The organism is Methanolobus vulcani (assembly GCF_900100715.1).
GTDB lineage: Archaea > Halobacteriota > Methanosarcinia > Methanosarcinales > Methanosarcinaceae > Methanolobus > Methanolobus vulcani.
Genome location: NZ_FNCA01000009.1, coordinates 13,651 through 26,322, shown reverse-complemented (window position 1 = coordinate 26,322; position 12,672 = coordinate 13,651). Strand labels below are relative to the sequence as shown.

Below are 12,672 nucleotides of genomic sequence, written 5' to 3'. Positions count from 1 at the left end.
GTCTGTTATGGTAAGGATATTCAAAAAACAAGAGGATGAGAAGAAAGAACTTCCTCATGACGGAAAAGTCCAGCTTGCAGATGCTTCAAGAAGACTGGGCTTTGAAGTAGGTTATCATCGTCACTCAGAAATTGGATGGGTACGTGACAAACTGATACAGATATACAGCTTTGCCGATCAGTATGGTCTTCATGATTTTGTAAAAGAACATTACAATAATGGAAAAGAGGAGGGTTCCAAGGCAAAGGATCGTGATACAAAGTCCGGACTTTCCAGAATGGTTAACAGTAAAGTGGAACCGGAAGTTCCTCCAAATTTCACTGTTGAGAGAAGCAAGACTGAGTCTGCTGTTTCCAATATAAAGTCTGGTTATAATGATGCCGATTATTCATTTTCCGGCTCATCAGACGTGACACGGCAGCCCAAACTTGTAGACCTTCCCGACAATATCGAAAGAGCTAAAGTCGTTGAAAGACCATCATTTCTGGAAGGTGCGAAGCATCTGACACCTAAGAAAAAATAAATTAGTTGTTTAAAATAATATTCAAAAAAATATTTATTGTTCATGCCCGTAAGCAATGAACCTTTGTTTTTCATCCAGGTTAGAGAGAATGAACCTGTCGGTTTTAATGTAGGAAATTTCCTTTGTTCCTTCAAGTTTTAATGTATACTCTTTTCCAGGGTTTGCGGCTTCAACTGTGTTTCCAGCTTCAGTGATCTCCACAACTCTTACAGGTGAGGACTGGAGTCCGACATAAAGATGTAACATGTCATTTACATTGAATGACTTTGCAAGGGGTGAAACTCTGCAACTTAGCACAAAGTCTGTTGCAACTGTCTCTTCCTTTGAGACTACAAATCCCCTGTCAATGTCTTTGGATTGGATACCTTTTAGTGCAAGCCCTACCCTGGCACCAGCTGGAGCAGATTTTACATCCACATCGTGCATTTGAATTGATCTGATCTCAAGTTCCTTCTTTGTAGGATATGCGATCATTTTGTCTTTCATGTTGATAGTTCCCTGTTCAACAACACCAAGAACAACACAACCGATACCTGTCACATTGAAAGACTGGTCTATCATAATTCTGGGGCTAAGTTCGTCAAGTTCCCTTTGTTCCTTATCAACTTTAGCGCCCATCTCAAAAATGAGTTCTTTGAGTTCTTCCATTCCTTCAAAGGAAGTTGTGGAAATTGACATGTAATCCCAGTTCTCAAGTGCTGTTCCCTTTGTAATATTCTGAAGTTTGGCTTTCAGTTCATCAACAGCAAATGGATATGTTGAATCCGCCTTTGTAAGAACTACAATACCATGCTTGTATTGCATAAGGTCAAGAGCAATGATACATTCTGCTGCCTGTGGGTCAAGTCCTGATGGCGGGATGCATAAAAGTGCAATGTCTGAGAGATTTAGTGCTGTAATAAGAGGCTTTACGGATACAGGATAGCCTGTAGCATCAATGGTTGTGAGTATGCTGTCGTTCTTGGCATAATCGTACATTGTTACGTCAGTGACGTTACCTTTCTTTCCAAGTTTTCCGGCAAGAGTGGTCTTACCGCTTTTCTCACTTCCGATGATAGCAATCTTTGTCATATAGGCACCCTTTGTTGTGGATTACGAATTAATCTATTCAGATATATGTCTTTTTCATGACCACAATTGACCTTCTAGCATTGCAAGTGTCTTATCATTTGTGCTTTTATTCACTTTTCTGATATCAGCCACATATTCGTTCCCAATTCTCTCTATTTTGTCCATTGCAATATAGAGTCCGAACCTATCGAGATAGTCTCTGAATTTGAAGATGGTTTCCCTGTCCTTCACACGTATGCGGAATTCATCGGAGATCCTTTCTCCGCTCTCTACCTGTTCAATTGTTTTCTTCATGGGGCGGAGTATGCTTTCTCCAAGTCTCAGGCATCTCTCTCTGAATTCTTCTTCACTTTCATTCCATTCATGTGACTGGAAGCCTTCACGTATGACCCTTGAGTACAGATAATCTCTTCCGGCTTCATTGTAGAATTTAAACGCCTGTCTTAGATCAGAACAATTGCTTTCGGAACATGTGTATTTTACTGGTTGCAATACCATCTTTGGATCTTTGATAACGACCCCTTCGCGTCCTTTTTTCCCAAGTTCTCTGATAATCTTCATAATCTTTGCAGAGGCGCTATTGGTGCTGAAATCACCGAAGAACCTGACCTGGTTGAATCCATATTCGTCTGCAAGTTCTCTTCGATGATGGACCGGCAGAGCTTCGCCAGTATTCTTGTAACGTATATCAAAAACAAAGAAATCCAGAGATTCTATCCCATATGCCTCTTTCTGAACATACGGATTTTCAGGCCCTGTCATTTCTCCATAGACCACAAGGTCCGGATGTTCCCTGAAAAGATCGGTTTCCAGAAAATTCTGCACGCGTTCAGTGGAATACGGACACACATGGCCGCTTCGTGTAAAAGCAATAAGTTTTCCTCTGAATTCTATAACACGGACATTGTATCCGTTCATTTTCTCTTCAACTGCAACAGAAGGAATTCCACTAAAATTATTCAGAAGAGCTGGCTCAAGGAGCATTGCTCTTTTTATCTTTGGGAAACCACGCACCAGTTCAAAAGCTCCATGGTGGTCAATGAGCACTGTCCCATCTTCCATATGAGGCGCATGTCCTTGAAACCTGTAAATGTCGTAATATTCGTCCCAGTTACGCTTAAGGTTTCCTTTTTCAATGAGTTCTGAAATCTTAGAAGATGGCAGTTCAAGGAACTCTGCCACCTTTTCAATATTCAGTTCTGAACTACTGGAGTTTTTCATCTCCATTCACCCGGGACTTTATTCAGCCATTCCCCGGATGATACTTCTCCTGGTGATAAGTCCCACCATGTGTCCTTCCAGATTGACGACAGGAAGTCCTCCAAGATTCTCTTCGACCATCATCTTGGCTGCATCACTTGTAGTCGTATTGGTGTAAACAGTCTTTACTCCCATCTTCATGATGTCCTCAACAATGAGGTTCTTTATGCGGGATTCCTGCTTACTTCCTTCAACAAGATCACGGAAAGAACGCATTGCCTTTGCAATATCCTTCTCAGTGACCATTCCTACAAGTTTGTCTCCTTCTATAATGGGAACTCTTCCGATATTGTTGTCCAGCATTATCCTCCTTACATGGCTGACACGGTCAGCAGGTCCTGCAACAATCGGGCTCTTCTGCATAATCTCCCCGGCAAATCCGGTGAAATTGTTGTTTTTGAGTATTTCGTTAGGTGTCACCCATCCGACTATCTGGTCATTCTCAACTACAACAGCCACCCCTCCGTTCTTGACAAGAAGGGTTATCACATCGGTGACCTTTGTGTCCGGGAGTACCTTTACGAAATTATCGGATATTGCTGTTGCAACATGCAGAGAAGAAGCGGGCTTGCTGCCCTTCTTACGTGTTCCAAGTTCCTTTGTAAGGTTTCTCATTGTGAGTATTCCAAGCATCTTTCCATCGTGCTTTACCAGAAGACGTCTTGTTCCCTTCTTGTCCATAATGTCAAGTGCATGGGAAATAGTATCTGACTTATCTACGGCCAGTGGTTCTGCCATAATTTCCTTAACTTCCATATCAATTCCTCTTCTTTGTTTTGTTCCTATGGTCTGCTTATGCTTGCTGTACTGCCCTGATTATATCGCGCCTGTTAATGAGTCCTACAATGTTCCCTCCATTAGAGACCGGAAGTGCTATTGTGTGCTCTGAGAGCATTATCCTTGCTGCGTTTGTTGCCTTGTTGTTTATGTCGATCACATGTGGGAGTTCTGTCATGATATCTTCTGCAACAAGAGGCACTTCCTTTACGTAGCGATACTCCTTTACTCCTGCAGGTGTTGAGCGCCTTGTCATTTTGATGTTCTTGGAAGGAAGCTTCCCCTCGTTATCAGACATCAGGTTGAATGCAACGCTGGCTGTTGTGATCATTCCGACCGCTTCATCAGCATCATCATTTACAATGACGTAGTTGGTCTGGTTTTCCTCCATTTCATGGATCACATGGTTTATTGTGTGGTGCCTGTGAACGAACACAATGTCATCTGATATTACTTCTGAAACCTTTGTCTTAATATCCTGCTCGGAGTAATACTTCATAATGTCCGTTCCTGTTACTATTCCAAGCACTTCTCTGTTCACAACAGCGAGTGAGTTAATTCCGTTCTCTATCATGAGTTCACTGGCCTGAGCTGGCGTAGCTCCAGGATAGATAGTAATAGGGTTCTCGTGCATTACCATGCTCACCGGTATTTTGTCAATTGGCCTCCTTCTCCACATTGGTTCGGCCTGTGCAAGCCTCTTTCCGAGGTCTGTCTTTGTGACAATACCAACCATCTCTTCCTTTTCAGCTACCACAAGGGTGCTGATTTTGTGCTTAAGCATAAGCTTTCTTGCATGTGCTACGGTTTCGTCCGGTGCAATGGTGTATACCGGTGAACTCATAATGTCTTTCACATTCATGTTGTTCCTCCTTTTTGGAAGCCTGAACTTCAATTTGTTCAGACCTGCAGGATATTTCTAATGTCTATTCTGTAAAGAGCGGTGCCTTTTGCGGCTTTTGTTTGCTCTTTGTTCTCAACTCTGCCCTAAGTATGGATTCGGACCCGGACTCTCCCAAAGGGAACTGGTCCATTGTTTTTGATTACCACCTTAAGTGGTATTCCCGCTGGTATCGGGTTTTTTTCTCCACCTCCTTATCAACAATTAGCGTCAACTGATACAGCAACATTTTCATGTAGGCTGTTATAATTTCCAAAGGCACAGCGTTAGCTCCGGAATATTGTGTTTTTTGGTCTTTTATCCTGAATGGGATGAATATCCATCCTGGTTCTGGGACCTGATATTTAATTTCCAATTAAATCACTGTGCTCCGCTACCTCGCAAAATTACTGGTCATGTATGGTAATAATATACAGATGTTTTGCGAAAGACATTCCAACCTCTTGGAAAACGTATTCTACCTGCTGTTATAGTAAATCTCTTCTTAATATGCAGGTAATATTCTGTGCCTGTCTGCAGTAACAGTAAATCCAGCAAACACGAAGACCAAGGAACTCACAATTTTTCCCGGCCGAAATACAGGTGTTGCTTTGAAGATCGATACATTTCTTTTTTTAAGATATATCGGGACAGACATTTGTTTCACCAGCTTGAAGTGTCCTTTATCAGTTGACCAGTCTGAACTAGTCATAGTAACCTTCTTCCTCTTTGCAGTCTTCACACAGCATCAATCCGTTAACATCGGTCAGGCTGTCTACCAGAGCCCCGCAACGCTGGCAAATGCCACGTTCAAGTTCCGGTTCCTGATGAACGTTGTTCTCATGATGCAGTTCGATCATTTCTTCCAGAATAGTGTTCAGACCCGGAGCTATGGCTAGTATATCCCTGTCCGTTATCATTCCCACTATTTTGTCTCCTTCCATCACAGCAAGCCTTCTGATATCAGACTTGACCATCATTTTAGCAGCCTCGATTATGTTTGTCGTAGGCTTTGTTGCTATGATAGGGGATGACATTATCTCTGCAGCTGTCATCTCAGAGGGTAGCACATTTCTGGCTACGGTCTTTAGCATAATGTCATGCTCGGTAATGATACCGATACTGTCACCATTCTCTGTAACGATAATGCTGCCAGTACCACTTTCTGCCATCTTGTTCGCAACATCAAGAACACTGGCAGTGGTATCTATGTCAAAAGTATCCTTTGACATTATTTCCCTGACCGACATCTCATTTTCTATCTCCATTATGGAGACATCGGTTTCCATGTCATCATGAACATTCAAGACCATAAGACGTACCCCAGAATACTGGATTAAAGGAAGCGATTACCTATAGTCCACTAAATAAAATTGGACTTTTATTGTATATATAGATGTTCGTGGATTAAGAAGTCTAAAATATACTATGCAAAATGCACTTAAAAGCAGTCCTATTGATTTTGTTTTTAAAAATAGAGTTGTTCCGGATAGACTATATGAAGTCATCCGGAATGTATTTCAATTGAAGTTATTAGCGAATGTTAATTCTTGTACGGTTTCCTGCACTGAGTTCGATCTCATCATTGAAACCTGACTTTGAGTATGCATCTATGATCTCAACGTTTGTATCGATATCAAGCTCGTCTACAAGAAGTGCATGGTCACCCCAAAGTGCTATCCTTATTCTGCCAGTGTCGTCTGACACATATATGTTGGATACCATGTTCACTGTACCATCATCACGGTTAAATTCCCTAATCTCTCCAAGTCCGGAAACCTGTCCTGAGATGGAATATGACTCACCTGGAATGATATCAGAGATTGGAGTGAAGCTTTCTTTGAATTCGACTTCTTCTTCTATCTTTTTGATAGTTCCACGGTTTCCAACCTGCATTTCAACCTGCTGGTTGAAGTTATTCTCTCTTGCATAGGCATTGATTATCTCAACTGAATCATCAACTTCGATCTGCTGTGTGAAATCTGTAAGTTCATCCCAGAGTGTAACCCTTATCTTTCCGGTCTCATCACCTATGAGTAGGTTTGCAACCTTGCCTGTGCCACCGTCTCTCTTGTTGAATGTCCTGATATCAGAGATGTCAAGTACTCTGGCACGGATGTTGATATCACCCATGCCGTTAGTTATGTCCTTGATCTGCTTGGACTCTATACGAGCTTCGATGTTTTCATCGCTTTCACAGAACACTCCGTTGTTACCGACATTTACTTCAACACCGGAATATCCTTCTTTTACATATCCTGCTATCTGGAATGTCTGTCCGATCTCTATCTCACCACTTTTTACAAGATCTGCCCTGTCATCCCATAATGTAAGACGAATGGAGCCGGTCTCATCGGCAACAATAAGGTTTGCAACCCTGCCAACCGTACCATCGTTCCTGTTGAATTCCTTTGCAGGGTAAACGGTCATTACTTTAGCTATGAGCTTTACATTTCCACTGTTTGGAGTGATGCCTGAGACCTTCTGTATTTGCTGCTCTGCGCCAGTGTCGCTGACACCCAGATCGTGTGCAACAAGCATAGCTGCTGTTCTTGTATCACAGAGTCCGCTCATCTGCTCTACTTTTTCTTCCACCTTGCGTGTAAAGTCATCCTTGCTGATGACGCCACCGAGTTTTTCATATATGTCGTTAATCTCGTCCATGATAATACCCTGAAAATGAATAGATGATATGGAAATCGAATTAATAGCCTATTATCTTTTAAACATTCATTCTTCTTATGTTAAACTAGTCTAAGTATCCTTCCAGATAAATTAATGTAACGAAAACGTTTGCAAATCTTCAAAATAGACTATATTTTCCTACTGTTCTTATAATTGGTATCTTTCTCATGTTTTTAAGAAACTTGTATGATTCTTGCGTTATTTTAATAACTTATATTAATTATGAGATGTATTTGCAAGATATCATGATCCGTAAATGTAAAGAGCATGGCTATTTCAGGGGAGAAAGTTGCCCTGACTGTGGAGAAGAAGGACGTTATGTGCTGGATGATGATCGGGAAGAGAGGCTTGGGAGATTCATTTCCGGTGCGCTTAGACACTTCCCTGAAGATGTGGGTATTGAGATGGACCCGCAGGGATGGGTTGAACTTAATCAGCTCTGCGATGTTATGAAAAAGCGTTATAAGTGGGGTACAATGGAGCGTCTTATCTCTCTTGTTGAGTCTGACAGGAAAGGACGCTACGAAATAGATGATGGCTTTATCAGGGCAAGATATGGTCACTCAGTAGAAGTTGACCTGATATCTGATTACCCCGAAAATGATCTTTCTTATCTGTATTACGGCGTAAGCCAGGAAGAAGCGGATATGCTCCTTGATAATGGGATCTATCCCATCAGGCAGTGTTACGTTCACCTTAGCACTTCATTTGAAAAGGCAAAGGAAGCGGCTTCAGTCCATACCGACAATCCTGTAATCCTTGAGGTAGATGCGGAAACAGCACAACAGGATGGAGTTGACATCGTTACTGTTAATGATGACATTGTTCTTGCAAGAGGCATCCCGCCTGAGTATATCAGTGTTGTAGAAGAATCCGGGGAATGACCTCATTCCACGGTAATCTCTACAGGCCCATTTTTCTTTTTATCGTGGTTGATGCTGAACCTGACATCAAGCATTTTCTCAGTTATATGCATATTTGTCAGGCAATGCTTTGAAACTTCTCTTACTGTGAATGAGCCATCTCCGGCAAGTCCTAAATAGGGAATCAACTGGTCGGCAAGGTGCACATCTACTTCTGCCCCGGATAATAGTTCATTAAGCATTTCTTTTGCTGCATATTCTCCTACTTTTTCAGCAGGCAGTCCTTTTTTACCTATACTTACTGAGCCTGAAAGGCCTGACCACAAAGTGATGCCACTTCCGGTAGATGTGAAATTGTCTGAAGTGATGTCAATGTCAGCTTCTTTACCTATTTCACCAAGTATTTTCACTGCAGATTCAGCCTGTCTTTTTGCAACATGTTCAGGTAATCTTGAACAGTGTGATATCCCATAAATAATCTTATTATCATTTTGGTTTTCAGATATGTGATAGAACCCTCTCAATTTGGAGGGAACAATTTCAATTTCTGCAAATCCCTCTCCTTTTGGATAATATCCACGTTCAATTAGAGTTATATCTGCCTGGTATCCCATCATTTTCAGTGCTTTTAATGTCACTTCCTTGAGATAATCTATTGAAGGAGACCATGCAACATCGGTTCCACCGGATATGCGCAGTTTTGTCTTTTCTTTTGCAAAGGAAGCAATAGGCATGATAGCCTGCATAAGAAGAGGAATACTCCCGGCAGTTCCTATGGATATTGTATCGTTTATCCCCTTTATTTCCGATGGAGAAAAGTATATATCAGTCGACCCCGGAAAAGTTCCCTTGATATCGGCATCGCACAGCATTGCGGCAGTTTCAATGGACATGAGGTGCTGAGGTTTTAGTCCTTCCTTTGGACGGTTACGGCGTATATTTGTGACATGGATATCCTCTCCGATTATTGCAGAAAGAGCCACAGCTGTCCTGAGTATCTGACCGCCTCCTTCGCCGTAGGAACCGTCTATTTCGATCATGCTTTTTTTCTCATCTTTTTAAGTGCTCCCTTTGCAGCAAAACCCGTAGGGTCCTGAAGAGTGGAGACCGGTGGAGCATAGCAGGTCTCTATGTTTGCAAGCTCATGAACGGTTGTTCTTTTTTTGATGGCAAGTGTGAGGGCATCGATGCGTTCTTTTACTCCTTCTCCGCCTACCACCTGTGCTCCCACGAGATATTCATCATTGAATATTAGTTTGATAAAAAGTTTGCTTCCCCCTGGATAATATTCAGCTCTGGTTGAGCCGGTTGCAAGTCCTGTTACTATTTTTATGTTGTTGTCATCCGCTTTTTTTGATGTGATTCCGGTTGTTCCCACCTGCATATTTCCTATGACTGCGACCCAGGGATTAAGTATGGGATCGAATTTTACAGGTTTTGATGTGAGGTTTTTTGTTATTGTTCCGGCCATTCTCCTGGCAGTGCTTGCTACCTGGCTTAACATTGGCTTTCCAGTTATGAGATCAAGGACTTCAACGCATTCCCCTCCGCAGTAGATGTCAGGGTGGAAAGTGCCTGAAACTGACGGGTGGAGAAAGTCATCAACTATTATTCCTCCTGTTAAGCCAATATCTATTCCTGCGTTTGCTGAAAGTTCGTTCTCTGGAGTAACTCCTGTGGAGAATATCACAAGATCTGCCGGAAAATCAGTGGAACCTACTGTTACAGAGTTGACTTTCCTTTCGCCGTTCAGCGAAGAGGGAACGTATCCTGTTATGACATTGACTCCCAGGGATTCAAGGTGTTCCTGTATGGTTTCAGCCATGTCCGGATCAACATTATGGGAAAGTATTGAAGGACTTCTGTTCAAAAGTATAGTATTTATGTTCCTTCGTGCAGTAGCAGCTGCCATTTCAGCACCAATTGAACCTCCCCCTACAATAACAACCGAGGATGCATTTTTGAGTGCTTCTTCTATTCTCATGGCATCCGTGAGCGTTCTGAGTGTGAACACATTTCCAAGAGAACTTCCTGGAATATTGGGAGGGATCATTGGTTTACTTCCGGTTGCAATTACTAATTTATCATAATGATATTTTTTTTCACCAGATGTTACGATCCGTTCTTTGATATTTATGGAATCGATCCTTGTTCCAAGGTGTAGATCAATACCCATGTCTTTCAAGAATTTTTCATCCCTTCTGATGAGTATCTTAAAATCTTCTATTTCACCACCAATAACAAAAGGCATACCACACTGGCTATAAGCAGTGTGTACATCTGCGGAAAATACGGTTACTGAGTAATCGCTGTGGCGTGTAAGGCTTGTGGCAACAGCCATTCCTACTGCTCCTCCACCAATTATTATTATTTTTTCATTGTTCTTTTTCTCGGACATGCTGTTTTATAAGCTCGCATGAATATTAACTATGTTCCCTGAGAAAAATCGTCATCTGGTAGTCAAAATAATTTGTGTTTTCTGTTTAAAATATCCAATAAACCTTAGAAAATGTCGACCCATAAGTTTATAAGAGTTTGAATTCTATTACTTAATGTAGTCATGATTATATGTCTACGTGCTCGATATAATATAGATACTGTGAACAAGGGTATCTTTCAATAATACAAATATAGTTTAGTCATTCGTAATCACTACGATTCAAAAAGAATCATCTACCGAAAAGGTATTCATAACATCACAAAGTGCTTACAGGTCAAAAGCTGCAGGTATTCAATGAGGGATTTGGAAATACTGCTTATTGGCCATGCCACAAAACAGTTCCAGTAGCAGATGCATATGTTGCATGGTACTTACGCTACTGCTGTTATTAGCTTGGCGTTGGTTTGGATTAAGTGGAAATCTTCACGTTTATTCATTGAAGTTGAAGTTTGAGTTCCATTAATCAGGTTTACACTATTTTGAACCTTCGAGAAGATGACTTTTGGTAGTCATTACAACTTTCCTATTTTTGTGTTCCGAATTGTTCCGGTATCGTCATCACAAATTCGGAGATCATCATATGCAAAATGCAGATACTACAAAATATATAATTCATTCAAAAATTAACGCAGATGGAATAATAGAACGCCCGGATATAGTAGGTGCCATCTTTGGTCAGACGGAGGGCCTTCTTGGCTCTGATCTTGACCTTCGCGACCTTCAGAAAACAGGAAGGATTGGCAGGATAGAGGTTGTTGTCAGTGCCAAAGGGGGAAAGACCAAGGGTACTATCCTTATTCCTTCAAGTCTTGACAAGGTTGAGACTTCAATTCTTGCAGCTTCACTTGAGACTATAGATAGAGTTGGTCCATGTAGTGCAAAGATAGAGGTAACTCATATAGAAGATGTCAGAGCTACAAAACGCCATCAGATCATTGAGAGGGCTAAGTTCATTTACAAGGGAATGTTCGATGAGAACCTTCCAGAGTCCCAGGAGATCGCTGATGAAGTGCGTCAGTCTGTCAGGGTCGAGGAAATGCAGTATTTTGGCAAGAACAAGATTCCATGTGGACCTGCTGTTTTTGACTCTGATGCTATCATAGTTGTAGAAGGACGTGCTGATGTTCTTAACCTCCTGAAATACGGTATCAAGAATACTATCTGTGTCGGTGGTACAAATGTTCCTCCTGAGGTAGCAGAACTGACCAAGAAGAAAGATACTGTTACTGCCTTCACTGACGGTGACCGTGGAGGAGAACTTATCATCAAGGAACTTGTGCAGGTTGCAAATATTGATTTCATTGCAAGGGCACCTGATGGAAAGAGTGTTGAGGATCTTGTTCAGAAAGAGATTGTCAGGTCACTCAGGCAGAAGGTTCCTGTTGAGCAGGTAATTGACAAGTATGTTATCAAGGACCAGGCCTCATCAGAGGACAATGGTCGTGTACAGCGATTACCTAAACGCAAGGAAAGAAGACCTGCTCCAGCCCCTGCACCTTCTTCTGATGTGAAGCGTGTTGGTACTTCCTCTGTAAAAAGGACTCCAAGGGATGCCCGTGGAAGAGATAACAGGAAGAAAGGACCAAGAGATCAGCAGCGTGAAGATCAGGTCAATGTTGAAAAGCAGGTTGAAGTTCCTAAGACAAAGGTACCTGCATCTCCGGAGAACAAGAGATTTAAAGATCATGCAAATGACCTGATAGGCACTTTCAGTGCACGTTTCCTTGATGGAAAAGATAATGTTGTCAATGAGACTGCTGTCAGAGATCTTGTAAGCACTCTTAAGGACTATGAAACTGAAGTCAAAACCGTTGTGTTTGATGGTGTGGTTACTCAAAGGATCCTTGATATTGCCGCAGACAAAGGCATAGAGCGCCTTATAGGTGCAAAAGTGGGCAGTGTGACCAAAAGACCGGCTTCTGTAAAAGTCCTTACTGCAGCTTCATTGTAATTTTGATGTACTGTGCTTGCGCACAGTATATATATTTCTAATTTTTTATTGATTTTCTTTTTTGAAGTTTCTATTTTATTCCTATATATTCTCGTCGTTATTCATAATTAATCATTAACATTAATACGAAACTCTTATCTAGTATGTATAAGGAACTTATTTCCGGGGGAAATGCCTTTATTAGTAAATTTACCAACTAGCTTTAGTGCATTATTTTAAAGA

The 12,672-nt window shown here is 41.5% G+C and carries 13 protein-coding genes; 3 read left to right on the top strand and 10 right to left on the bottom strand.

Going from position 1 to position 12,672, the window contains the following annotated elements; translation table 11 throughout:
* Positions 1-7 precede the first annotated feature (7 nt).
* Entirely contained in the window at positions 8-523 is a 516-nt protein-coding gene (locus BLP52_RS11695) for a hypothetical protein (protein WP_091710672.1), read from the top strand.
* A 33-nt stretch (positions 524-556) separates the two neighbouring features.
* On the opposite strand, the gene BLP52_RS11690 is transcribed toward BLP52_RS11695, so the two are convergent.
* From BLP52_RS11690 to BLP52_RS11655, 8 genes are all read right to left on the bottom strand, one after another.
* Positions 557-1,594, bottom strand: coding sequence for an EF-Tu/IF-2/RF-3 family GTPase (locus BLP52_RS11690; RefSeq protein WP_091710671.1), 1,038 nt, complete (start codon positions 1,592-1,594; stop codon positions 557-559).
* Positions 1,595-1,648: 54 nt separating this feature from the next.
* Entirely contained in the window at positions 1,649-2,815 is a 1,167-nt protein-coding gene (locus BLP52_RS11685) for an RNA ligase (protein ID WP_091710670.1), read from the bottom strand.
* An 18-nt stretch (positions 2,816-2,833) separates the two neighbouring features.
* The gene (locus BLP52_RS11680) at positions 2,834-3,610 is read right to left on the bottom strand and encodes a CBS domain-containing protein (protein ID WP_091710669.1); all 777 of its coding nucleotides are present in this window, start codon (positions 3,608-3,610) and stop codon (positions 2,834-2,836) included.
* A 37-nt stretch (positions 3,611-3,647) separates the two neighbouring features.
* Positions 3,648-4,493, bottom strand: coding sequence for a CBS domain-containing protein (locus tag BLP52_RS11675; RefSeq protein ID WP_091710748.1), 846 nt, complete (start codon positions 4,491-4,493; stop codon positions 3,648-3,650).
* A 181-nt stretch (positions 4,494-4,674) separates the two neighbouring features.
* Positions 4,675-4,887, bottom strand: a complete 213-nt coding sequence (locus BLP52_RS11670; protein WP_091710668.1) for a hypothetical protein — start codon at positions 4,885-4,887, stop codon at positions 4,675-4,677.
* A 129-nt stretch (positions 4,888-5,016) separates the two neighbouring features.
* Complete coding sequence (locus tag BLP52_RS11665; protein WP_091710667.1) at positions 5,017-5,223, bottom strand: hypothetical protein; 207 nt, start codon at positions 5,221-5,223, stop codon at positions 5,017-5,019.
* Entirely contained in the window at positions 5,216-5,824 is a 609-nt protein-coding gene (locus tag BLP52_RS11660) for a CBS domain-containing protein (RefSeq protein ID WP_091710666.1), read from the bottom strand. Before BLP52_RS11660 ends, BLP52_RS11665 begins: the two co-directional genes overlap by 8 nt.
* Before the next feature lie 220 nt (positions 5,825-6,044).
* A complete protein-coding gene (locus BLP52_RS11655) occupies positions 6,045-7,175 on the bottom strand; it encodes an OB-fold nucleic acid binding domain-containing protein (RefSeq protein WP_091710665.1) in 1,131 nt (376 codons plus the stop codon).
* A gap of 266 nt (positions 7,176-7,441) precedes the next feature.
* Here BLP52_RS11655 and BLP52_RS11650 point away from each other — a divergent pair, with 266 nt between their 5' ends.
* Positions 7,442-8,080, top strand: a complete 639-nt coding sequence (locus tag BLP52_RS11650) for an RNA 2'-phosphotransferase (RefSeq protein ID WP_091710664.1) — start codon at positions 7,442-7,444, stop codon at positions 8,078-8,080.
* A 2-nt stretch (positions 8,081-8,082) separates the two neighbouring features.
* On the opposite strand, the gene rtcA is transcribed toward BLP52_RS11650, so the two are convergent.
* Both rtcA and BLP52_RS11640 read right to left on the bottom strand, forming a co-directional pair.
* Complete coding sequence (rtcA, locus tag BLP52_RS11645; protein ID WP_091710663.1) at positions 8,083-9,099, bottom strand: RNA 3'-terminal phosphate cyclase; 1,017 nt, start codon at positions 9,097-9,099, stop codon at positions 8,083-8,085.
* Entirely contained in the window at positions 9,096-10,457 is a 1,362-nt protein-coding gene (locus BLP52_RS11640) for an FAD-dependent oxidoreductase (RefSeq protein WP_091710662.1), read from the bottom strand. Before BLP52_RS11640 ends, rtcA begins: the two co-directional genes overlap by 4 nt.
* 622 nt (positions 10,458-11,079) lie before the next feature.
* Between BLP52_RS11640 and dnaG the strand changes: the two genes are divergently transcribed.
* Complete coding sequence (gene dnaG / locus BLP52_RS11635; RefSeq protein WP_091710661.1) at positions 11,080-12,450, top strand: DNA primase DnaG; 1,371 nt, start codon at positions 11,080-11,082, stop codon at positions 12,448-12,450.
* The last annotated feature ends 222 nt before the right edge of the window (positions 12,451-12,672 follow it).